Source organism: Amycolatopsis sp. NPDC045836 (genome assembly GCF_056431745.1).
Window position 1 is genome coordinate 1 of sequence record NZ_JBWKKF010000009.1, and the last position, 22,391, is coordinate 22,391.

The 22,391-nt window shown below is 71.5% G+C and carries 22 protein-coding genes; 3 read left to right on the top strand and 19 right to left on the bottom strand.

Translation table 11 applies throughout. The features are described from left to right. Window positions 1–191: 191 nt before the first annotated feature. Window positions 192–1,190, bottom strand: a complete 999-nt coding sequence (locus AC07EG_RS18655; RefSeq protein ID WP_478254368.1) for a glycoside hydrolase family 76 protein — start codon at window positions 1,188–1,190, stop codon at window positions 192–194. A 50-nt stretch (window positions 1,191–1,240) separates the two neighbouring features. Between AC07EG_RS18655 and AC07EG_RS18660 the strand changes: the two genes are divergently transcribed. Continuing rightward, window positions 1,241–3,385: a molybdopterin-dependent oxidoreductase gene (locus AC07EG_RS18660; RefSeq protein ID WP_478254369.1), complete on the top strand. Its 2,145-nt coding sequence runs from the start codon at window positions 1,241–1,243 to the stop codon at window positions 3,383–3,385. A gap of 3 nt (window positions 3,386–3,388) precedes the next feature. Here AC07EG_RS18660 and AC07EG_RS18665 read toward each other — a convergent pair whose 3' ends face one another. The 8 genes from AC07EG_RS18665 to AC07EG_RS18700 all read right to left on the bottom strand — a co-directional run bounded on the left by AC07EG_RS18665 (window position 3,389) and on the right by AC07EG_RS18700 (window position 10,767). Next, window positions 3,389–4,036, bottom strand: coding sequence for a TrmH family RNA methyltransferase (locus AC07EG_RS18665; RefSeq protein WP_478254370.1), 648 nt, complete (start codon window positions 4,034–4,036; stop codon window positions 3,389–3,391). Then, window positions 4,033–4,692: a hypothetical protein gene (locus AC07EG_RS18670; RefSeq protein WP_478254371.1), complete on the bottom strand. Its 660-nt coding sequence runs from the start codon at window positions 4,690–4,692 to the stop codon at window positions 4,033–4,035. The genes AC07EG_RS18665 and AC07EG_RS18670 overlap by 4 nt, the downstream gene beginning before the upstream one ends. Before the next feature lie 18 nt (window positions 4,693–4,710). Next, a complete protein-coding gene (locus tag AC07EG_RS18675) occupies window positions 4,711–5,118 on the bottom strand; it encodes a DUF2784 domain-containing protein (protein ID WP_478254372.1) in 408 nt (135 codons plus the stop codon). Window positions 5,119–5,403: 285 nt separating this feature from the next. Beyond that, window positions 5,404–5,967, bottom strand: coding sequence for an orotate phosphoribosyltransferase (gene pyrE / locus AC07EG_RS18680; protein WP_478254373.1), 564 nt, complete (start codon window positions 5,965–5,967; stop codon window positions 5,404–5,406). Window positions 5,968–6,003: 36 nt separating this feature from the next. Then, window positions 6,004–6,768: an SDR family NAD(P)-dependent oxidoreductase gene (locus AC07EG_RS18685; RefSeq protein ID WP_478254374.1), complete on the bottom strand. Its 765-nt coding sequence runs from the start codon at window positions 6,766–6,768 to the stop codon at window positions 6,004–6,006. Window positions 6,769–6,772: 4 nt separating this feature from the next. Beyond that, a complete protein-coding gene (locus AC07EG_RS18690) occupies window positions 6,773–7,504 on the bottom strand; it encodes a type III secretion system chaperone family protein (protein WP_478254375.1) in 732 nt (243 codons plus the stop codon). An 89-nt stretch (window positions 7,505–7,593) separates the two neighbouring features. Next, entirely contained in the window at window positions 7,594–10,185 is a 2,592-nt protein-coding gene (gene clpB, locus AC07EG_RS18695; protein ID WP_478254376.1) for an ATP-dependent chaperone ClpB, read from the bottom strand. A gap of 117 nt (window positions 10,186–10,302) precedes the next feature. After that, window positions 10,303–10,767: a MarR family winged helix-turn-helix transcriptional regulator gene (locus tag AC07EG_RS18700; RefSeq protein WP_478254377.1), complete on the bottom strand. Its 465-nt coding sequence runs from the start codon at window positions 10,765–10,767 to the stop codon at window positions 10,303–10,305. Between the two features lie 394 nt (window positions 10,768–11,161). On the opposite strand from AC07EG_RS18700, the gene AC07EG_RS18705 reads away from it, so the two are divergent. Further along, window positions 11,162–12,337 (top strand): globin domain-containing protein, encoded by a 1,176-nt coding sequence (locus AC07EG_RS18705; protein ID WP_478254378.1) that lies wholly within the window; start codon window positions 11,162–11,164, stop codon window positions 12,335–12,337. 129 nt (window positions 12,338–12,466) lie between these two features. Here the strand turns inward: AC07EG_RS18705 and AC07EG_RS18710 are convergent, their stop codons facing one another. The 7 genes from AC07EG_RS18710 to AC07EG_RS18740 form a co-directional block, all read right to left on the bottom strand. Continuing rightward, complete coding sequence (locus AC07EG_RS18710) at window positions 12,467–12,907, bottom strand: heat shock protein transcriptional repressor HspR (protein ID WP_478254379.1); 441 nt, start codon at window positions 12,905–12,907, stop codon at window positions 12,467–12,469. A gap of 1 nt (window position 12,908) precedes the next feature. Continuing rightward, the gene (dnaJ, locus tag AC07EG_RS18715) at window positions 12,909–14,081 is read right to left on the bottom strand and encodes a molecular chaperone DnaJ (protein WP_478254380.1); all 1,173 of its coding nucleotides are present in this window, start codon (window positions 14,079–14,081) and stop codon (window positions 12,909–12,911) included. Window positions 14,082–14,108: 27 nt separating this feature from the next. After that, a complete protein-coding gene (gene grpE / locus AC07EG_RS18720) occupies window positions 14,109–14,855 on the bottom strand; it encodes a nucleotide exchange factor GrpE (protein ID WP_478254381.1) in 747 nt (248 codons plus the stop codon). Further along, window positions 14,852–16,735: a molecular chaperone DnaK gene (gene dnaK / locus AC07EG_RS18725; protein WP_478254382.1), complete on the bottom strand. Its 1,884-nt coding sequence runs from the start codon at window positions 16,733–16,735 to the stop codon at window positions 14,852–14,854. The genes grpE and dnaK overlap by 4 nt, the downstream gene beginning before the upstream one ends. 134 nt (window positions 16,736–16,869) lie before the next feature. Next, entirely contained in the window at window positions 16,870–18,249 is a 1,380-nt protein-coding gene (locus AC07EG_RS18730) for an alpha/beta hydrolase (protein WP_478254383.1), read from the bottom strand. After that, on the bottom strand, window positions 18,246–18,911 hold the full coding sequence (locus tag AC07EG_RS18735; RefSeq protein ID WP_478254384.1) for a DUF4097 family beta strand repeat-containing protein: 666 nt from the start codon (window positions 18,909–18,911) through the stop codon (window positions 18,246–18,248). The genes AC07EG_RS18730 and AC07EG_RS18735 overlap by 4 nt, the downstream gene beginning before the upstream one ends. A 23-nt stretch (window positions 18,912–18,934) precedes the next feature. After that, window positions 18,935–19,708: a DUF4097 family beta strand repeat-containing protein gene (locus AC07EG_RS18740; RefSeq protein WP_478254385.1), complete on the bottom strand. Its 774-nt coding sequence runs from the start codon at window positions 19,706–19,708 to the stop codon at window positions 18,935–18,937. Window positions 19,709–19,873: 165 nt separating this feature from the next. Here AC07EG_RS18740 and AC07EG_RS18745 point away from each other — a divergent pair, with 165 nt between their 5' ends. Next, the gene (locus AC07EG_RS18745) at window positions 19,874–20,407 is read left to right on the top strand and encodes a YbhB/YbcL family Raf kinase inhibitor-like protein (protein ID WP_478254386.1); all 534 of its coding nucleotides are present in this window, start codon (window positions 19,874–19,876) and stop codon (window positions 20,405–20,407) included. Between the two features lie 11 nt (window positions 20,408–20,418). Here the strand turns inward: AC07EG_RS18745 and AC07EG_RS18750 are convergent, their stop codons facing one another. Genes AC07EG_RS18750 through AC07EG_RS18760 form a run of 3 tightly spaced genes read right to left on the bottom strand, consistent with a single transcriptional unit; the run spans window position 20,419 to window position 22,255 of the window. Continuing rightward, a complete protein-coding gene (locus tag AC07EG_RS18750) occupies window positions 20,419–21,363 on the bottom strand; it encodes a serine hydrolase domain-containing protein (RefSeq protein ID WP_478254387.1) in 945 nt (314 codons plus the stop codon). Beyond that, window positions 21,363–21,923: a TetR/AcrR family transcriptional regulator gene (locus AC07EG_RS18755; RefSeq protein ID WP_478254388.1), complete on the bottom strand. Its 561-nt coding sequence runs from the start codon at window positions 21,921–21,923 to the stop codon at window positions 21,363–21,365. Before AC07EG_RS18755 ends, AC07EG_RS18750 begins: the two co-directional genes overlap by 1 nt. Window positions 21,924–21,928: 5 nt before the next feature. After that, on the bottom strand, window positions 21,929–22,255 hold the full coding sequence (locus AC07EG_RS18760; RefSeq protein WP_478254389.1) for a DMT family transporter: 327 nt from the start codon (window positions 22,253–22,255) through the stop codon (window positions 21,929–21,931). Between the last annotated feature and the right edge of the window lie 136 nt (window positions 22,256–22,391).

Sequence of the window (22,391 nt, forward strand, 5' to 3'; positions counted from 1 at the left end):
CCTCTACGCCATGCTCCGCAACCGAACCCACTACCGCCACCCCGAACCCACCTCAACCCCCGCTGCGGCTTGACAACCACATAGGGACACCCCCCCACCGGAACCGGACAGCTCGGCAGGAGGGGCACCCACACCCCCCGCCCCACCCCGATCCGCAGCAAGAACACGGCGGGGTGGCCCCCACGCCACACTCACTCCACCGTCACCGCCGCCTCCAGCAGCAGCCAAGCCCCCACCTGCACCGACAGGTCCCGCGCCGCACCCCCCACCGGCACCGGGACGGGCACCGTCCAATCAGGACCAAAGACCACTCCGTCCCCCGCCGCAGCCCAGCAAGCGTCCGCCGAAGCGAGCACCAGATCCCGCGCCACCCCGGCCACCGGACCCGCCAACCGCCGGGCCGCCAACGCCAGGTACCGCGCCAGGATCCCCGCGAACAACCCCCCGTCCCCGCCACCCTGACCGACCAGCACCCCACCCGGCGCGCAGTGCTCGGCCACCGCCGCCACCGTCCGTTCCGCGGCCTCCACTTCGGACAGTTCCACGCACGTCCCCAGGAACACCCCCTGGCAGTACGTGTAAACCAGCTTCACCAACTCCCCGCTGTCCACCCGCAGCCCGTCCCAGACCAACCCCGTCCCCGGATCCACCAACCGCGAATCCATCCACTCGAACAACTCCCGCGCCCGCGTCACCTCACCCCGCCGCGCGTGCAGGATCGCCGCCGGACCGTTCGCCGGGGCGTTCTTGAACCGGTCGTTCTTCCGCCACCAGATCCCCCCGCCCGCGTCCTCGGTCCACCCGTCCCGCAATTCCCCGAGAATGGCGTCCAGCGCAGGCCCGAAATCCACACCCACGACCCGCGAAGCCCGATCCAGCGCGATCCCCAGCCAGGCCATGTCGTCGTAGTACTCGTTCGTCCAGCGCCCGAAGTTCCGCAGCCGGATCGAGCGCGCGTACCGCTCGATCAGCCCGGCGCGTTCTTCGGACGGCGCCCGCAGTTGCGCGTCGACCAGGCAGTCCAGCACGTGCGCCTGCCACCAGTAGTTCCAGTGCCAGTGCACCCGCTGCCCCGGATCCGGCGGCCAGCCGCTGCGGGCGAGCACCGTCGACGGCAACCCCCACACCCTCCGGAAATGCCGTTCGCGCACCGCGAACTCCGCCGCACTGGCCCGTTCCGCCGCCGTCATACCGCCGATTCTCCCTTGTCCGTCGACATACCCGTCGGTATGTTCAGGCGATGGCTGCCGTCACCTGCCCACTGTGCGAAGCGACCTGCGGACTCGACGTCACGTTCGAGGGAACCCGGGTCACGAAGGTGCGAGGGGACGACGCCGACGTCTTCTCGGGCGGGTTCATCTGCCCCAAGGGCGCCTCGCTCGGCGCGCTGCACCACGACCCCGACCGCCTGCGCACCCCGCTGGTCAAGCGCGACGGCGAATTCGTCGAGGTCGGCTGGGACGAGGCGTTCGCCGAAATCCACGCCCGCCTGCTGCCGGTCATCGAGGCGCACGGCAGGGACGCCGTGGCCCTCTACATCGGCAACCCCAGCGCGCACAACCTCGGCAACCTGCTCTACGGCCGCGTCTTCTACAAGGCCCTCGGCACCAGGAACTTCTTCACCGCGGGCACGGTCGACCAGGTGCCGAAGCACTTCTCCTCCGGATACCTGTTCGGCAACGGCCTGTCCATCCCGGTGCCCGACCTCGACCGCACCCGGCACCTGCTCATCCTCGGCGCGAACCCGCTGGTCTCCAACGGCAGCCTGATGACCGCCCCGGACGCCCGCGGCAGGCTGAAGGGCATCCAGCGCCGCGGCGGCAAGGTCGTCGTGGTGGACCCGCGGCGCACGCGCACCGCCGAACTCGCCGACGAGCACCACGCCATCCGCCCCGGCACCGACGCGCTGCTGCTGTTCGCCATGGTCAACGTGCTGTTCACGGAGAACCGCGTCCGGCTGGGCAGGCTCGCCGAGCACGTCAACGGCGTCGGCGAGGTCCGCGAGCTGGCGCGCCGGTTCACCCCCGAAGCCGCCGCCGGGCCGACCGGCATCGACGCCGCGGAGATCCGGCGGCTCGCGCTCGAGCTGGCCGGCGCCGAGCAAGCCGCGGTCTACGGCCGGATCGGCACCACCACGCAGGCGTTCGGCACGGTCGCCAGCTGGCTGGTCGACGTGCTCAACACGCTCACCGGCAACCTCGACGAACCCGGTGGCGCGATGTTCCCGCTGGCCGCCGCCGGGCAGCCGAACAGCTCCTCCCCGAAGCCGAAGCCGTTCCGCACCGGCCGCTGGAAGACCCGCGTGCACGGGCTGCCCGAGGTGCTCGGCGAAGTCCCGGTCGGCGTGCTCGCCGACGAAATCCTCACCCCCGGCGAAGGCCGGGTGCGTGCGCTGATCACGGTCAGCGGCAACCCGTGCCTGAGCACCCCGAACGCCGAACGGCTCACCGGCGCACTGGAGCAGCTCGACTTCATGGTGTCGCTGGACGTCTACCTCAACGAGACGAGCAGGCTGGCCGACGTCATCCTGCCCGGTCCGAGCGCGCTGGAACGGCCGCACTACGACGTGGCGCTGTACCAGTACGCGGTCCGGGACGTGGCGAACTGGACACCGGCCGCGCTGCCCACCGACCTGCCGCAGGAGTGGGAGACGATGCTGCGGCTGACCGGCATCGTCACCGGTCAGGGCCCGAACGCCGACGTCGCCGCGCTGGACGAGTTCGTCGCCGCCGAGGCCGCGCGCCGGTCGGGGCTGGACCCCGCGGTGTCGGACCGCACCGGTCCGGAGCGCCTGGTCGACCTGATGCTGCGCGCGGGCCCGTACGACCTGACGCTCGCCGATCTCGAAGCCGCCCCGCACGGGGTCGACCTCGGACCGCTGAAGCAGCGCGTCCCGGAGGTCCTGACCACGGCCAGCGGCAAGATCGAACTGGCCCCGGAACCGATCACCGCGGACGTGCCGCGCCTGGCGGCCGAGCTGGCGAAGGTCCCGGACGGCGAACTGGTCCTCATCGGGCGGCGGCACCTCAGCTCGAACAACTCCTGGATGCACAACCTGGAACCGCTGGTGCGCGGGCAGAACCGGTGCACGGTGCAGGTGCACCCCGAGGACGCCACCCGGCTCGGGCTGACCGACGGCGGTCAGGCCGTGGTCCATTCGCGGGCGGGCAGGATCGAGGTGCCGGTGGAGGTCACCGACGGCATCCGGCCCGGCGTGGTGAGCATCCCGCACGGCTGGGGCCACCACGCCGACGGCACGCGCACCGCCGTCGCCACCGCCCACGCCGGCGCGAACACCAACCTGCTCTCCGACGAAACCCTGATGGACGCGCTGTCCGGGACCAGCGTGCTCAACGGCATCCCGGTCGAGATCGCGCCCGCCTGAACTTCACCAGGCGGCGGAGAGGTCCGCGTGCTGCCGGACCCAGGTGTGCATGACGATGCCCGCCGCCACCCCGGCGTTGATCGAGCGCGTGGTGCCGAACTGGGCGATCGAGACCACCAGCGAGGCGGCTTCCTGCGCTTCGGCGGACAGCCCGGGACCCTCCTGCCCGAACAGCAGGACGCAGTCGCGGGGCAACTCCGCGGTTTCCAGCCGGACCGCGCCCGGGGTGTTGTCGACGGCGACCACGGTCAGCCCGGATTCCGCGGCGTGGGCGGTGAACTCGCCGACCGAAGCGTGGTGGTGCAGGTGCTGGTAGCGATCGGTCACCATGGCGCCCCGGCGGTTCCACCGGCGCCGCCCGACGATGTGCACGGCGGCCGCGGCGAAGGCGTTCGCCGTGCGCACCACCGTGCCGATGTTGTGGTCGTGCTGGAAGTTCTCGATGGCCACGTGGAACGGGTGCCGTCGGCTGTCCACATCGGACACGATGGCCTCGCGCCGCCAGTAGCGGTAGGCGTCCACCACGTTGCGGCGGTCGCCGTGCTCCAGCAGCTCCGGGTCGTACCGCTCGTCCGCCGGCCACGCCCCGGGCCACGGCCCGACGCCGACCTCGTGCTCGGCCACCCACTCGGTCGGCCCCGCCTCGGTCATCGGACGGCCAGCCGCTGCGAGACCTCCAGCAGCAGGTCCGCGGTCTGCGCGACCACCTGCGGCTGCGTGATGGCACCGGGGAAGCAGGCGGCGAGGTCGTGCTCACCGAAGAACAGCATCCGGTCCTGCATGCGGGGGTCGGTGGCGAGCAGGCCGGCCACCGCCGGGGTGAGCGTGGCGCGCGCGTACTCGTCGTTCTTCGCGTGCACGTGGTAGCGCTGGTCGAACTCGGGGTAGCCGATCTGCCGGTCCGAAGCGAGGAAGTTCGCCCACGACCGGCCCTGCGTGGTCAGCGCGACCACGGTACCGGGCACCGGCCGCGGCACCATCAGCATCGTCATGGTGTGCCAGGTGCGGGTGGCCACGCCGTCCGTGCCGTAGGTCAGCTGGAGCGCCACCACCGGCACGCCCCGCCACTGGCCGGTGAGCTGCGCGGTGGCCCGGATGGCGGTATCGGCGTTGAACATGCCACCCAGCGGCAGGCGGGCGCGGAGGTCCGGGACCGGGCTGCGGTCGATCCGCCAGCCGAAGTTCGCCGCCATCGCCTGCACGGCGTCCACGTGCGCCCTGGCTCTCGCCTGCACCTTCGGCCGCATGACCAGGCCGATCACCAGGCCGAGCAGGATGATGCCGACGAAGACCGCAACGATGACCACGTCGCGATTCTGTCAGGTTCAGCCGAGGCCGATGGGGTGGGCGCGCGTGCCCTCGGCGCCGGTGCCGTCGTCGCTGTCGCGGTGCTTCCAGTGCACGTACGCGCCGATGTAGGAAACGACCAGCACCACGAACGCGATCGACACCACCACCGGCATCATGTCGCGCGGGAACACCGTGTCGTAGATGTAGTAGGCGTTGAAGCCGCCGGGCAGGTCACCCAGCCCCTGCTGGGCGCGGAAGTGGTTCTCCAGCGCGGTCAGCGGGCACGGGATCGGGAAGACGTTCACCAGGATGCCCCACGCCGCGAAGAACACGTGCACGAAGATCGTCTTCGGCCAGCGCCACGCCACGAACCCGCCGAACCCGATGTACAGCAGGGCAAGAACGTGTACCGCGACCGTGACATCGGCGAGAAATCCGGCCATGCCCAGCTCACCCCATCCCCTTCACGTCCCCCTTACACCTCCAACGTACTCCTGTGCGCTGGAGAACCGCTGGTGATCAGCGCGGCGGTGGTGGCGGGTCGTCCCCCGGAAAGCCGTCGGGCTTCTCCGCGGGGTAGCGCTGCGGGGTCTCCTTCGGGTACTGGTCCGGAGCTCCCGGCGGCTTCCCCGGACGCGAATACGGCTTGGGGCCGGGGCGATCCGGTGGGTCGAGCGGCTCGTGCGGCATGTCGTCCCTTCCTGATCGCGCCCGGCACGGGCGTGGTCTCAGGAGAGACCGAGATCACTCGCGTCCAGCAGGTACCGGTACGCCAGCCCTTCCTTCTCGATCGCCTCCCGCGCCCCCGTGTCGCGGTCCACCACGGTGGCCACACCCACCACCGTGGCGCCGGCCTCTTCCAGTGCCCGCACCGCGGTCAGCACGCTGCCCCCGGTGGTGGAGGTGTCCTCCACCGCGAGTACCCGCTGGCCCCGCACCTCAACCCCTTCGACCCGGCGCTGCATGCCGTGCGCCTTGGTCTCCTTGCGGACCACGAAGGCGTCGAGCACCACGCCGTCGCAGGCGGCCGAGTGCAGCATGGCCGTGGCGACCGGGTCCGCGCCGAGGGTGAGCCCGCCGACCGAGACGAAGTCCCAGTCCGCGGTGAGCTGGCGGAGCAGCTTGCCGATGAGCGGGGCGGCCGCGTGGTGCAGGGTCGCGCGCCGGAGGTCGACGTAGTAGTCGGCTTCCTTGCCGGAAGCCAGGGTCACCTTGCCGTGCACCACGGACAGTTCGGTGATGAGCCGGGCTAGCTCGAGTTTCGCCGCTTGATCAATGCCAGGATTCGCCACGGCGCTCAGCCTCTCACACGGCACCGGCGGGCCGGCTCAGGTCCGGCCGCGCCCGGCGAAGCGACCGGCGGCGAACCGGATGAGCGACCGCGGCACCACGCGCAGTGCGCCCACCAGCGCCTTGTACTGCGGGCTGGGCACCGAGATCCAGCGCCCGCGGCGCAGGTCGGCCAGGCAGTCGTCGACCACCCGCTCGGCGTCGAGCCAGAACAGCTGCGGCCCCGGCTTGTCCAGCCCGGCCCGCTGGTGGAACTCGGTGTGGGTGAACCCCGGGCACAGCGCCAGCACGCGCACCCCGGTGCCCTGCACGGAACCGGCGACGCCCTCGGTGAACGCGGTGACGTAGGTCTTGCTGGCGGTGTAGGTGGAACCGCGGCCGGGCAGGAAACCGGCCACGCTCGACACGTTGATCACGTCGCCGCGGCCGCGCTCCAGCATGCCGGGCAGCGCGACGCGGGTCAGCCGCAGCACCGCCGTGACGTTGACGTCCAGCTGGGCCTGCAACTGCTCCAGCGAAGCGTCCTGCAGTTCCCCGCCGAGGCCGAACCCGGCGTTGTTGACCAGGGTGTCGACGCCTTCGGCGACCCGGTCCTCCACCTTCGCCCGGCCCTCGGCCGAAGCGAGGTCGGCGGGCAGCACCTCGGCGCCGATCCCGTGCCGTTCGATCAGCTCGGCGGCCAGCTGCTCCAGCCGGGCCGCGTCCCGCGCGACCAGCACCAGGTCGTGGCCCTCGGTGGCGAACCTGCGGGCGAAGGCGGCGCCGATGCCCGCGGTGGCCCCGGTGACGAGTGCGGTGCCCACGGCGTTATTCGCCCGCCTGCTGCTGCGGCTCGGCGGCGGCGGGTGCCGGCGCGGTGGCCGGGTTCTGCCAGTGCCTGGTCTCGTGCGCGGGGTCGACGGCCTCGTCGAACGGGTCCACGATGTCGGCGATCTCGCCGAGGTCGCGCAGCAGCCGCTCCAGGCGCGACGGCCCGGCGTTCGGCGCGACGCTGGCGAGCACCCATTCGTTCTCCAGCCAGGCCACGCCGACGTCACCGCCGAGCGCGTCCGCCGCGTCCACCAGCTCCTGGGTGATCACCGCGCGGGCCCCCTCGGCGTCGTCGGCGAAGGCGTAGCGCTGGCCGACCGGGCCGAGCAGCTCCGGCATCTCCGCGCGCTGGAACGGCACGCTGGCCAGCCACAGCTCCACCAGCACCTGGTGCACGCGGTTGCAGCGCACGGCCACGATCACCGCCGGGATCTGCCCGTCGGACTCGATGTCGAAGACGAAGACCGGGCGGCGGCCGTCCGAGGTGAAGGTGGACCCGCCCACCACGTTGACCGCGGCCTCGGCGCCGAAGTAACCGATCGCCCCGCCCGACCACTGCCGCGGCAGGCGTTCGTCCTCCTCGACGAACTCCCAGCCTCTGAGGTCGGCCCAGCGCATTCGCTCCCGGTTGCGCGAGCCCTCACGGGCCCGGTCGGCAGCGAGCAACCCGAGCCCCGCCAGCAAGGCGACGGCGGCCACGACGAACCAGATCCACGCCGGTATTCCCACGAACACCAGCGTATCGCCCTGGGCCGGAAGGCCGAGATCAGGACGCCGTGTCGCCCCCACCCGATCGAGTGGGGGCGACCTCCGCGGGGTCAGGCGCGGGTCACGCTCAGGGCGTCGCCCGCTTCGTCCGGGATGTCCACCCGGACCGTGTCACCGTCGAGCACCTCACCGCCGAGCAGCAGCCGCGCCAGCTGGTCGCCGATCGCGGACTGCACCAGCCGCCGCAGCGGCCTGGCCCCGTAGATCGGGTCGAAGCCGTTGAGCGCCAGCCACTCGCGCGCCCCGTCGGTGACCTCCAGGGTGAGCCGGCGCTGCGCCAGCCGCTGGGCCAGCCGGTCCACCTGGATGTCCACAATGGACGTCAGCTGCTCGGTGCCGAGCGAGTGGAAGACCACCAGGTCGTCCAGCCGGTTCAGGAACTCCGGCTTGAAGTGCCGCTGCACCACCGAGAGCACCGCGTCCCGGCGCTGCCGCTCGTCCAGCGCGGCGTCGGCGATCGACTGCGAACCGAGGTTCGAGGTGAGCACCAGGATGGTGTTGCGGAAGTCGACCGTCCGGCCCTGGCCGTCGGTCAGCCTGCCGTCGTCGAGCACCTGGAGCAGCACGTCGAACACGTCCGGGTGCGCCTTCTCCACCTCGTCGAGCAGCACCACGCTGTACGGCCGGCGCCGCACCGACTCGGTCAGCTGCCCGCCCTGGTCGTAACCGACGTACCCGGGCGGCGCGCCGACCAGCCTGGCCACCGAGTGCTTCTCGGCGTACTCGCTCATGTCGATCCGGAGCATCGCGCGCTCGTCGTCGAACAGGAACTCCGCCAGCGCCTTCGCCAGCTCGGTCTTGCCGACGCCGGTCGGGCCGAGGAACAGGAACGAACCGGTCGGGCGGTCCGGGTCGGCCACCCCGGCCCTGGTGCGGCGGACCGCGTCGGAGACGACCTTGACCGCCTCCTCCTGGCCGATCACCCGCCTGCCCAGCTCCTCCTCCATCCGGAGCAGCTTGCCGGTCTCGCCTTCGAGCAGCCTGCCCGCCGGGATGCCGGTCCACGCGCTGACCACGTCCGCGACGTCGTCCGCGCCGACCTCCTCCTTGAGCATCACCTCGGCCTGCACGGCCTTCTCGGTGGCGGTCGCGGCGTCCAGTTCCTTCTCCAGCGCGGGGATCTTGCCGTAGCGCAGCTCGGCGGCCCGGCCGAGGTCACCGTCGCGCTCGGCCCGCTCCGACTCGCCGCGCAGCTGCTCCAGCTGCTCCTTGAGGTCGCGGACCCGCTCGATGGAGCCCTTCTCGTTCTGCCAGCGGGCGGTCAGCGCCGACAGCTGCTCGCGCTTCTCGGCCAGTTCGGCGCGCAACGCGGCCAGCCGCTGCTTCGACGCGGCGTCGTCCTCTTTGGACAACGCCATCTCCTCGATCTCCATCCGCCGCACCGCGCGCTCGACCTCGTCGATCTCCACCGGCCGCGAGTCGATCTCCATGCGCAGCCGGGACGCGGCCTCGTCGACCAGGTCGATCGCCTTGTCCGGGAGGAACCGGGCGGTGATGTAGCGGTCGGACAGCGTGGCCGCGGCGACCAGCGCGCCGTCGGTGATGCGCACGCCGTGGTGGACCTCGTAGCGCTCCTTGAGCCCGCGCAGGATGCCGATGGTGTCCTCGGTGGACGGCTCGCCGACCAGCACCTGCTGGAACCGGCGCTCCAGCGCGGCGTCCTTCTCGATGTGCTGGCGGTACTCGTCCAGCGTGGTGGCGCCGACCATGCGCAGCTCACCGCGGGCGAGCATCGGCTTGATCATGTTGCCCGCGTCCATCGCGCCTTCACCGGTGGCACCGGCGCCGACGATGGTGTGCAGCTCGTCGATGAAGGTGACCACCCGGCCGGCCGAGTCGGTGATCTCCTTGAGCACGGCCTTGAGCCGTTCCTCGAACTCACCGCGGAACTTGGCACCGGCCACCATGGACCCGAGGTCGAGCGCGACCACGCGCTTGCCGCGCAGCGACTCCGGCACGTCCCCGGCGACGATGCGCTGGGCGAGCCCCTCGACGATGGCCGTCTTGCCGACGCCCGGCTCACCGATCAGCACCGGGTTGTTCTTGGTCCGGCGCGAGAGCACCTGCACCACGCGGCGGATCTCGGTGTCGCGGCCGATCACCGGGTCCAGCTCACCCGCGCGGGCGCGGGCGGTCAGGTCGACGCCGTACTTCTCCAGCGCCTTGAACGTGCCCTCCGGGTCCGGGCTGGTGATCCGGGCCGAACCGCGGACCGCGGTGAACGCCTCGCGCAGCGCGTCCGGCGTGGCGCCGTGGCGCTTGAGCAGGTCGGCCACCTGCCCGCCCTCCGCGGCCAGGCCGACCATCAGGTGCTCGGTGGAGACGTACTCGTCGCCGAGTTCGGTGGCCAGCTTCTGCGCGCGGGTGATCGACTTGACCGCGTGGGTGTCGAACTGGGGCTGCGAAACGGTGGCGCCGACCGCGGACGGCAGCGCCTGGGTGATCGGCTCCAGCTCCTTGTGCACCTGCTCCGGGTCCGCCCCGACCGCGGTCAGCAGCGGTCCGGCGAGCCCCTCGCCCTGGGCCAGCAGCGCGCCGAGCAGGTGGGCCGGCGCGATGTCCGGGTTGCCGGCGACCGTCGCCGCCTGCGCCGCGGACGAGATCGCCTGCTGGGTCTTCGTGGTCGGGTTGAAAGCGTCCATCCCTCACCTCATGTCGTGCGTCGCCTGACGCCAGCCTTCCCAAAAAGTCTTCGACATGCACAACGTCAAGAAACTTGAGTCTGTTCCGCTCAACCCCGACTTTGACGAAGTTCCAGGTCAGCGGGCCGCGGAACGCTTGGCGAGGGTGTCGCGGAGGCTCTCGTTGGCGGCTTTCAGCCGTTCGGTGAGCGCGTCCAGCTCGCCGGGGGCCCAGTCGGCCAGCGCGTCGGTGAGGAAGTCGGTGTACTGGCGGCGCCAGCGCACCAGTTCCTCCTCGCCCCGTTCGGACACGCGGATCAACGCCGCGCGGCCGTCCTCCGGGGCCGGTCGGCGTTCGATCAGGCCGGCGGCGGTCAGCTGGGCCACCTGGCGGCTGACCACGGACACGTCCACCATGCGCCGCTTCGCCAGCTCCGACGGCCGCGTTTCCCCGAGCTGGGCGAGTTCGGCGAGCAACCAGGCCGAGGCGGGGTGCAGCCCGTGCTGGGCCTGCCACAGGTGCGTGGTCCACGCCTGCTGCAACTGCGCGTTCACTTTGAGTTGCCGTACCAATTCGAGTGCGGCCTCATCTGAGGGACCCATCGGGGCCAGCCTTCCCGTCGCCCGGCCGGGGAAACAATCCGGGGGTTACTAGTTGTATCTTGCAACTAGTTTATCAGTGATCCATCACACGGCCGACGGACGCAAGTTGACCCGGACGGAGCAACGCCCGGCGGCTTTTCCCGCGTTGTGACTACCCTCCGACAGAGACCACTGGCCCGTTTACCTCGATCGACTTATTCCGAAAGGGGGAATATTCCCTACGTCGACACCCCTGGGTCAGGCCGCTGGCCTGCCCCGGTCGGCGGAACCCAGAGCTGCGCGCATTAATGAATAATCCAGGCCACAATCGGCGAGCGGACCACTGGACCACCGGTCCCCGCCGCCACCGCCGACCACGATCCGCAACCGGACCAGGAGCCGACACCCGCCAGCGATGACAGCAGAACCGGTCAGCCCAGTACCCAGGACCTCCTCCACCAGGGAGGCACCGCCCGCCGTCGCGGCGATGGTGCGGTTGATCCGTGACACCTGGGCGAAGGCCGAGCCGCACACACCGGAGATCTCCCAGTTCTTCTACGGCATGCTGTTCACCCTCGCGCCGGCCACCAGGGACTTCTTCCCGATCAACATGGAGGTCCAGCGGGGGCGGCTGGTGCGCGCGCTGGTGCACATCGTGCAGATGGTGGACCGGCCGGACGACCTGGTGCCGTTCCTGCGCCAGCTGGGGCGCGACCACCGCAAGTTCGGCGTCATCCCGAACCACTACGAGGCGGTCGGCACCGCGTTGCTCGCCGCGCTGAAGACGCAGCTCGGGCCGGACTGGACGCCCGAGGTGGAGCGGGCGTGGGCGGAGGCGTTCACCATCATCGCGCGGGCCATGCAGGAGGCCGCCGCGGCCGACCGGCACCCGGGTTCGTGGACCGCGACCGTGGCCGGGCACCGGCGGCTGACCTGGGACCTGGCGCTGGTGCTGGTGGAGCCGGACAGCCCGGTGCCGTACCAGGCCGGCCAGTACCTCAGCGTCGAAGTGCCGCAGCGGCCGCGGCTGTGGCGGTACCTGTCCCCGGCGAACGCCCCGCGTGACGACGGTTCGATCGAGTTCCACATCCGCGCGGTCGAGGGCGGCTGGGTGTCCCGCGCCATCGTCAGCCACACCGCCGAAGGCGACCGGTGGCGCCTCGGCCCGCCGCTCGGGCGGCTGACCGTCGACCGGGAGTCCGGCCGGGACGTGCTGATGATCGCCGGTGGCACCGGGGTGGCCCCGCTGCGCGCGATGCTCGACGAGCTGGCGCAGTGGGGTGAGAACCCGAAGGTGAAGCTGTTCTACGGGGGCCGCGACCGCGAGGACCTGTACGACCTGGAGGAACTGCGTTCGCTGGCCGCGGTGAACCCGTGGCTGACCGTGGTGCCGGTGGTGGAGAACAACCCCGGCCTGCCCGGCTTCGAGCACGGCACGCTGGCCGAGGTGGTCACCAAGTACGGCGCGTGGCCGAAGCACGACGTGCTGGTCTCGGGTTCGCCCGCGATGATCCGGGCGACGGTCTCGCGCATGCTGGTCGCCGGCACGGCGCTGGACCAGATCAAGTACGACCCGTTCACCATCGACTGAACGGCGGCGACCCCGGGGGATCGGGTCGCCGCCGCTGGACTGGGGTTTCGGCATCACCACTGTGACCTTCGGCCGGTGACGCGGGGAACTCGATGGCCTGAAGGTGGGGTTTGCGGAGCCGAGAGTCGGTCAGCGGTGGGGGCGGCTGGGGCGCCACACGACCAGGGCGGTCTGGTTCCGCATGGGGACCAGGTCCTTGCGGTACGAGGCGTGCACGGCGGCAGCGGCCTGTTCCGCGGCGGCGTAGGCGGCGGCCAGTTCCTCGGTCAGTTCCGAGACCCGCGAACGCAGGGCATCGACCTCGTTCTCCAGGTCGATGATGCGCTTGATCCCGGCGAGGTTGACGCCGTCCTCCTGCGAGAGCCGCTGCACCTCGCGCAGCAGGGCGATGTCCCGCAGCGAGTACCGCCTGCCGCCCCCGGCCGTGCGGCCGGGGGAGACCAGGCCCTGGCGGTCGTAGGACCGCAGGGTCTGCGCGTGCAGCCCGGAGAGCTGGGCGGCCACGGAGATCACGAAGACCGGGGTGTCCTCGTCCTGTGGCAGGCCACCCGGCGGCGAAGAACCGAACATCTCAGCTCCGTTCCCTGATCAGCGCGGTGATCTCCGGGCGCGGGTCGTGCTGCGCGGAGACCTCCGCGTAACTCTCCAGTGCCGCCCGCGCCTGGTCGTCCAGCCGGGCAGGCACCGCCACCTGCAGGGTGACCAGCAGATCGCCCTGGGTGCCGTCTCGTTTGGTGATGCCCTTGCCGCGCACCCGCAGCACCCGCCCGCTCGCGGTGCCCGCCGGCACCTTGACCGAGACCTTGCCGTCGAGGGTCGGCACCGTGATGGTCCCACCCAGCGCCAGTTCGGTGAAGTTCACCGGCACGGTGATGGTCAGATCATTGCCCGATCGGCCGAACACCGCGTGCGGTGCCACGTGCACCCGGACGTAGAGGTCGCCCGGCTGCGCGCCGCCCCGGCCCGGCTCGCCCTGCCCGGCCAGCCGGATGCGCTGGTCGTCGTCCACCCCGGCGGGGATCCGCACGGTCAGCGTGCGGGTGCGGGTGCTGATGCCCTCGCCACCGCACTCACCGCACGGGTTGTCGATGATGGTGCCGCGGCCACGGCACTCCCGGCACGGCTCCGAGAAGGCGAACGCCCCCTGGCTCCGGCTGACCAGCCCCGACCCACCGCAGTTGCCGCAGGTCCGCGGGGTGGTGCCGGGCTTGGCGCCGTTGCCACCGCAGGTGCCGCAGGTCGCCGGGCTGGACAGGCGCAGCGGCAGGGTCGCGCCCTTGACCGCCTCGACGAAGTCGATCCGGACGTCGGTCTCCACGTCGGCGCCGCGTTGCGCGCGGTTCGCCGTGGCACCGGCGGCCCCGCGACGGCCGAACAGGCCGCCGAGGATGTCACCGAGGCCACCGAAACCCCCGCCTTGCCCGGCGGCGTTTCCGAAGATGTCGCCGAAGTCGGTGCCACCGGCTCCGCCGCCTCCGGGAAACCCGAAACCCCCGGGGCCGCCCGCCCCGAACAGGCGCCTGGCCTCGTCGTACTCCTTGCGCTTGGTGCCGTCCGAGAGCACGCCGTAGGCCTCGGACACCGCCTTGAACTTCTTCTCGGCCTCGGCGTTGCCCGCGTTGGCGTCGGGGTGGTTCTCCTTCGCCAGCTTGCGGTACGCCTTCTTGATCTCGTCCGCGGAGGCGTCGGAGGAGACGCCCAACTCACGGTAGAAATCCTTGCCGATCCACTCCCGAGCACTCATCGGGCGTCTCCTCCCTCCGGGTCGTCGCTAGCGACTGTTCTCATCAAGGGGCAGCTCACCGGACTGCGTGGCGTCCAGCTCCGGCGCCACTTCGGCGACCGGCTCCGCGGCCGGTGCCGGGGCCGCGGCTGGTTCGTGGTCGGTGACCCCGACCAGCGCCGCCCGCAGCACCCGCTCGCCGAAGCGGTAGCCCCGGCGCATCACCAGGGTCACCGTCGGACCGTCCACCTCGGACGAAGTGTTGTGCTGCACCGCCTCGTGCACGCTCGGGTCGAAGGGCTCGCCCTCCGCGCCGAACGGCTCGAGCCCGGCCCGCTGCAGGCTGGCCACCAGCTTGTCGGCCACCGCCTTGAACGCGCCGGTGAGGTCGCCGTGCTGCTCGGCCCGCTCGAGGTCGTCGAGCAGCGGCAGCAGGTCGCCGACCACCGCGGCCTTCGCCCCGCTGACCACCTGCTCGCGGTCGCGGTCCACCCGGCGCCGGTAGTTGGTGTACTCGGCCTGGAGCCGCTGGAGGTCCGCGGTGCGTTCCTCCAGCTGCTTCTCCAGGTCGGACACCGGCGCCACGGCTTCGTCGACCAGTGACTCCCCGAGCGAGGGACCGGCGTGCTTGCCAGCCACGGGCGCTTCCTCCTCCTCGAGCACCGGCTGCTCCCGCAGCTCACCGGTCACCGGGTCGATCTTGCGGCGATCGCGCACCACGACTCGCGGCTCCTCTGGCTCCGCGCCGGTCCCGTGCCGGGGACCCTCGGAGTTTTCGCGATTCGCGTGGGTCACTTCTTCTCGCCCTCCGCGCCCTTCTTGTCGTCCTCGTCGACGATCTCGGCGTCGACCACGTCGTCCGCCTTGCCGGAGGCCGACCCGGCCGACCCGGCGGAGGCACCAGCCGCGTCCCCGGCGGCTTCCTGGGCGGCGTTCGCGTTGGCGTAGAGCGCGGTGCCCAGCTCCTGCGAAGCGCTGTTCAGCTTCTCGATGGACTCGCGGATCTTGGCCGTGTCGGTGCCCTTGAGCGCCTCGTTCGCCTCGTCGATCGCGGACTTGACCTTGCCCTTCAGCTCGTCGGGCAGCTTGTCCTCGTTGTCCTTGACGAACTTCTCGGTCTGGTAGACCAGCGTCTCCGCCTGGTTGCGGGTCTCCGCCTCCTCGCGGCGCTTCTTGTCCTCTTCGGCGTGCGCCTCGGCGTCCTTGACCATGCGGTCGATGTCCTCCTTCGGCAGCGCGGAGCCGCCGGTGATGGTCATCGACTGTTCCTTGTTGGTGCCGAGATCCTTCGCGGTCACGTGCACGATGCCGTTGGCGTCGATGTCGAAGGTGACCTCGATCTGCGGCACCCCGCGCGGCGCCGGCGGCAGCCCGGTCAGCTCGAACATGCCGAGCTTCTTGTTGTGCGCGGCGATCTCGCGCTCACCCTGGAATACCTGGATCTGCACCGAGGGCTGGTTGTCGTCGGCGGTGGAGAAGATCTCCGAGCGCTTGGTCGGAATGGTGGTGTTGCGCTCGATGAGCTTGGTGAACACCCCGCCCTTGGTCTCGATGCCCAGCGACAGCGGGGTCACGTCGAGCAGCAGGACGTCCTTGACCTCGCCCTTGAGCACACCGGCCTGCAGCGCCGCACCGACCGCGACGACCTCGTCCGGGTTCACGCCCTTGTTCGGCTCGCGGCCGCCGGTCAGCTCCTTGACCAGGTCGGACACCGCGGGCATGCGGGTGGAACCACCGACGAGCACCACGTGGTCGATGTCGCCGACGCTGATGCCGGCGTCGCGGATGACGTTGTTGAACGGCTGGCGGGTGCGCTCGAGCAGGTCGTTGGTGATCCGCTGGAACTCCGCCCTGGACAGCGTCTCGTCCAGGAACAGCGGGTTCTTGTCCGCGTCCACGGTGATGTAGGGCAGGTTGATGCTGGCGCTGTTCGAGCTGGACAGCTCGATCTTCGCCTTCTCCGCCGCCTCGCGGATGCGCTGCAGCGCCATCTTGTCCTTGGTCAGGTCGATGCCGCTGGAGGACTTGAACTTGTCGACCAGCCAGCTGACGATGCGCTCGTCCCAGTCGTCACCACCGAGGTGGTTGTCACCGGAGGTGGCGCGGACCTCGACCACGCCTTCGCCGATCTCCAGCAGGGAGACGTCGAAGGTGCCGCCACCGAGGTCGAAGACCAGGATGGTCTGCTCCTTCTCGCCCTTGTCCAAGCCGTAGGCCAGGGCGGCCGCGGTCGGCTCGTTGACGATGCGGAGCACGTTCAGCCCGGCGATCTGGCCGGCTTCCTTGGTGGCCTGCCGCTGCGCGTCCTCGAAGTACGCGGGCACGGTGATCACCGCGTCGGTGATCTCCTCACCGAGGTAGGACTCGGCGTCGCGCTTGAGCTTCATCAGCACGCGCGCGCTGATCTCCTGCGAGGTGTAGTGCTTGCCGTCGATCTCGGTCTTCCAGTCGGTACCGATGTGCCGCTTCACCGAGCGGATCGTCCGGTCGACGTTGGTGACGGCCTGGTTCTTCGCGGGCTGCCCGGTCAGCACTTCACCGTTCTTGGCGAAGGCGACGATGGACGGGGTGGTCCGCGACCCTTCCGAGTTGGCGATGACCGTCGGCTCGCCGCCCTCCAGGACGGCGACGACCGAGTTGGTCGTACCGAGGTCGATGCCGACCGCTCGCGCCATGGTTCGTTCCCTCTCTCTGTGCTTCTGGATCGTGCGCCCGCCGTGGTTGAGCGGTGCTCACTCAAGTTCTAACCGGAGCCGCTCCGCTTCGTCAACCTGGACTTGAGCGGGGGCGGCTCAACCTTTCTGCTGGCTCAACGTACCGGGCTCGCCGGTTGTTCCCGGCAGGTGGCACCGGTTTCCGGGAGCGTGCCGCCGACCAGGTAGTCCGAGGCCCGCTGCCGGGCGCACGGCGAGTGGAGCAGGGCCGCGTGGCCGTCCCGCTCGTCGACCAGCAGGCGGCTGCCGTCGATGCGGCGGCTCAGGCTCTCCGCCCAGCGCAGCGGCGTGGCGGGGTCGTGCGTGCCGCCGATCACCAGCACCGGCGGGGTGCCCGTCACCCGGCGGTGCGCGGGCGGGTTGCGCGGTGGGACCGGCCACCCGGCGCACCCCGTGGCCATCTCCCACAACTCGGAGTACCGCCAGGTGCGCGGCGCCACCCGCCGCAGCTCCTCGGCCCACCGCCGGTGGCTGCCCGGGGTGAGCGCGGCGGGGAAGTCCTGGCAGGCGACCGCGCGGTAGGAGCCGTACTCCGGCGCGTTGAACCGCGCGGCCTCCAGCAGCGGACCGGTGTCCCCCGCGTCGGCCGCCGCAAGCGCTTGCGCCAGCTGCGGCCAGGCCGCTTTGAGGTTCAGGTAGCCGTAGAAGCCGTCGGTCAGGTCTTCGGCATCGGCCCTGGTCATCAGCCGGTCGAACTGGTCGCGGCACCCGGCGCAGGTGGCGAAGAAGCGGTTGGCGGAATCCTCGATGGCGATGGCCTCGTCCCGGGCCGCGACCGGGGTCGGCAGCGCGTGGTCCACCGGTGCGTCGAGCACCATGGCCCGGACGTGCCGCGGGTACAGGTCGGCGTACAGCTCCCCGATCTCGGTCCCGTACGACATGCCGTAGTAGGAGATCCGCTCCTCGCCGAGCCCCCGCCGCAACGCCTCGAAGTCCCTGGCGACGCTGAGCGTGTCGACGTGCCCGAGCAGCGGGCCGGTGCGGTCGAGGCAGTCCTGCCCCGCCCTGCGGTTGGCCGCGACGAGCCTGCCGAAGTCGCCGAACCGGCTGACCGCCGGGTCGTGCAGCGAAGCCCGGTCGCACCGAACCGGCGAGCTGTGCCCGGCCCCGCGCGGGTCCAGCCCGACCAGGTCGAACCGCTCGGCCAGCACCGCGCCCTCCGGCGTGCCGGCGACCATGCCGTTGTAGGCCACCACGTCCACCGCCGAGCCACCCGGCCCGCCGGGGTTGACCAGCAGCGAACCGAGCCGGTTGCCCCGGTCGCGGGCCGGGGTCCGGTTGACCGCCAGGTCGATCCGGGGACCGTCCGGCCGGGACCAGTCCAGCGGCACGCGCAAGGTGGCGCACTCCAGGCCGGGCGGGGTCTGCGGCGTCGCGCAGGGCTGCCAGTCGAGGCCACCCGCCGCCCCCTGCGCGGCGGGTGCCGCGAACACCGTCAACCCCAGAACGGCCGCCCCGGACAGGGCGCGGATCATGCGGTGCGCACCGTCACGTCACCGGCCGACGCCTTGATGTCCAGCGCGTGCGGGGCGTCCGGGGTGCTCGGCACGGAGACGTCCGACCGGCCCGCGTTCGACTCCGTGTGGACCCGGTACGTGCCCTGCGGCACGGTGACCGTGACACTGCCCGCGCTCGCCTTCACCCGAGCGTCGGCGGCCGTGGCCAGGCCGATCTCGACGTCCCCCGCCGAGGCCTCCACCTCGGCCGATCCGGCGATCCGGTCGAGCACCACCCGCCCGGCCGCCGCCCGCACGTCGGTCGCCCCCGCCCCGGTGACGTACACGTCGCCCGCGGCGGCGCTGCCGGTGACCGGCAACGCGGCCGGGATGACCACGTCGTAGTCCACCGAGCAGTCGTTCCCGCACTTGTCCAGCACCAGCGTGTCGCCCTCGACCCGGTGCGACCGGCCCGGCTTGCCGCCGCGGTAGTGGACGTCGCGCCGCAGCGAAACCGGCGCTCCCGGCTCGACCCGGATGCGCACCTCCCCGGCGGCCACGTCGAAGCGCACCTTGCTGATCTGCTCCGGCACCGGTGAGCCGTCGCTGAAGCGCTCCTCCGGCTCCATGACGTCGCACCCGGCCAGCACCAGCGCCGACACCGACAACCCGGCCAGCACCAGGCCCGTTTTCCCGATCACCCCGTGATCCCCTTCGCTCTCGTTCAGACCTGGCGGACGACGACGTTGCCGCTGTCGGTGTCGAGCTGCAGCAGCACGGTGGCGGTGCCACCCCCGGTCGGGATCGAGATGTCCCGGTCACCGCTGTCGGTGCTGCCCTCCACCCGGTACGACCCGGCAGGCACGGCGACCTCGACGTCACCGCTGTCGGCGTGCGCCCGGACCTCCTGCGCGGCGGCCATGGTCAGCTCGACGTTCCCGGAATCCGTCTCCGCGTCGACCCGGCCCTTGAGCCCGGTCCCGGTGATGTGCCCCGAGTCCGCCACGACCTTGACCGCGGCCCCGATGCCGGCGAGCGTGACGTCCCCCGAAGAAACCCGCACGGTCACCGGACCCGCCACGTCCCGCACGTCGACGTGGCCGGAATCGGCGGACACGTCCGCCCCGGCCACCCCGGCCAGGGTGATCTCGCCGGAGTCCGCGTGCCCCGACACCACGGTTCCGACCGGCACGGTCACGTCGTAGTCCACCGAGCACCAGTTGCCGCAGTCGGCGAGCACCAGCTCGTCCCCCTCGACCGAGTAGCTCGCGCCCGGCTCCCCCCACCGGTACTCGAAGCGCTGGACCACCGTGCTCCGCGCCACGTCCGCGGTGCGGATGTGCACGCTCCCCGAGTCACCGGCGATGCGGACCCGCTGGATCCGCTCGTCCACCTGGCCCGTCGCCTCGCTCGTCGACGGCCACCACCACCCGAACCCGATCGCCGCTCCGGCCACGATCAACGCGATACCGCCGATGGCTAGCCCAGGCCGCGCCATTGAGTCCTCCCCGTGCAGGTTTCTTCTGCGGGAAACGCTAAGGCGCGCGGGGGCCGCGGGGCATCCGGGTGAACCCCCTAATGTCCCCTGAGGTTGTCCCTACCCCGCCCGGGGGCGGTGGCGCCGATAGCCTGTGGCCGTTGCCGACGTAGGAGGAGGATCCGCATGCCTCAACCGCCCAACCCGTACGACTTCCTGCCCGCGGTGCCGGGGTTCACCGTGCGCAGCGGCGACCTGGCCGAGGGCGCCGCGCTGGCCACGCCGCAGCTCAGCGGCATCTTCGGGGCCGGCGGCGACGACGTCTCGCCGGAGCTGTCGTGGGAGGGCTTCCCCGCGGAGACCAAGAGCTTCGCGGTCACCTGCTACGACCCCGACGCCCCCACCGCCAGCGGGTTCTGGCACTGGGCCGTGTTCAACATCCCGGCCACGGTGACCTCCCTGCCCACCGACGCGGGCAAGCACCCGGAACCCGTGCCCGGCGCGGTGACCCTGAAGAACGACGGCGGCCTCAACCGCTTCCTCGGGGCCGCCCCGCCGCCGGGGCACGGGCCGCACCGGTACATCTTCACCGTGCACGCCGTCGGGGTGGAAGCACTGGACATCCCGGACACCGCCACCCCCGCCTTCCTCGGTTTCAACCTGTTCTCGAACACCGTCGGCCGGGCCCACCTGACCGGCACCCACGAGAACAGGGGCTGAGCCCCCGTTCGTCAGCCGTGGACGCGGTCCTCCCCGCCGGGAGCCGCGTCCACGGCTTCGGCGAGCAGGGCCGAGAGCGCCATGACCCCGCCCGCGTTGGCGATGGCGGTGCAGGTGGTCCCGGCGGCCGGCCGGTGCACGCTGCGGAAGTTGATGCCCGCGTCGCCGCCCTGCATCGCCGCGCCACCGTCGACCGGCCGGCAGCCGAGGCCCTCGGAGAGCAGGTACTCCGGGTCGGCCAGGATCCGGCCGCCGAGCAGGGCCCGCCAGAACTGGTGGATGTCGCCGGCGGTCGAGTAGAGGCCGCCGTCACCGTGGCCGTGCACCGGGACCTCCAGCACGTTCGTCCGGCCGTCGGCCAGGTATCCGGTCGCCGCGGTGCCCGGCAGGTCGTCGGTGCGCAGGAAACCGGTGTCGCGGAGCCCAGCCGGGCCGCACACCCGCTGCTGGACCAGTTCCGGGAACGGCGTCCCGGTGATCCGCTCCGCGAGCACGGCCAGCAGCACGTAACCGCCGTTGTTGTAGGAAACCCGTTCGCCGGGCGGGAAGTCGGCGGGCAGCCCGGCCATCGCCGCCAGGTAGTCCGAAGTGGACGCGAGCAGGCACTGGCCCGGTGGCGGGCCGGCGTCGTCCGGGCAGTAGTCGCCGATGCCGGCGGTGTGCCGCAGCAGGTGCCCGGCGGTCACCCCGGGGTGCACCAGCGGGAGTTCGCCGCCCAGCACCGAGCGCACCGTCGTCCGCTCGTCGAACGCACCCGCCTCGATCAGCGAGAGCACGGTCGCCGCGGTGAACGCCTTGGTACCGCTGGCGAGCGCGAAGCGCGTCGCCAGCGTGTTCGGCACCCGGTGCGCCCGGTGCGCGAAGCCGTAGGCCCCCGCGAACACCGTCTCGCCGCCCCGGTCCGCCCGCAGCACGCCGGAGAAACCGTGCCGCCGCACCGCTTCGTCGATCTCCATCAGTGCGGTTTCAGCAGGTAGTCGACCACCGGCCGCAGCTCCTCGGCCGACGGTGGTTCGTCGTCGATCAGCCCCTGCACCAGCAGGCCGTCGATACCGGCGAGGAACACCCTGAACGCCACCTCGTCATCGTGCCGGACCATCGAGGTGAGCACGTCCAGCCAGCGCCGGGCGGCGGGGCGCAGTTCCGGGCGGCGCGCGGCGAGCAGGTACAGCTCGTACTCGGCCATGGTGCGCCCGCGCCGCGGCCCGAGCGCCTCGGCGAGCAGCGACGCGACCTCCTCGGCACCGCGGCTGCCGCGTGAGCGCGCGCGGTCGATCATCCAGTACACCTCGGTGGCCATGTCGCGGGCGCACGAGATGAGCGTGGCGATCAGCAGGTCGTCCAGGCTGTCGAAGTGGTAGGTGGTCGAGGTGAGCGGGACCCCGGCCTCGGCGGCCACGGTGCGGTGGGTGACCCCGGCGACGCCGTCGCGTTCGATCACCCGCAGCGTGGCGTCGATCAGCTCCGCCCGCCGCTTCTCCCCGCGTGCCTTCCGGCCGTCCGTCTGCCGCTTCACCGCCGTCAATGCGCCCGTCCCAGTTCCAGCAGCACCACACCGGCCATCACCAGCACCAGCCCGGCACCCATGGTCCAGTTGAAGCCCTCGTCGAGGAAGATCGCGCCGATCAGGGCGACCAGCGCGACCCCGGCGGCGGCCCAGATGGCGTACGCGACGCCGATCGGCAGCCCGGCCTTGAGCACCATGGCGAGCATCGCGAAGGCGAGCCCGTAGCCGGCCACGACGATCACCGAGGGGATCGGCTTCGAGAAGCCGTCGGAGAGCTTCAGTGAGATCGTGGCGGTTACCTCGCCCACGATGGCGATGGCCAGGAGTAGGTACGCGCCCATGTCGGCAAAACTACCGGAACGATCGTCCCGGTAACCAGCGAGTTCTGCGCCACATCAGTGGGACTTCTCGCGCGCCAATTGGTTACTGATGAGTAATCAGCGCTACCCTCCTCGCACCACCACACGCCAGATGAAC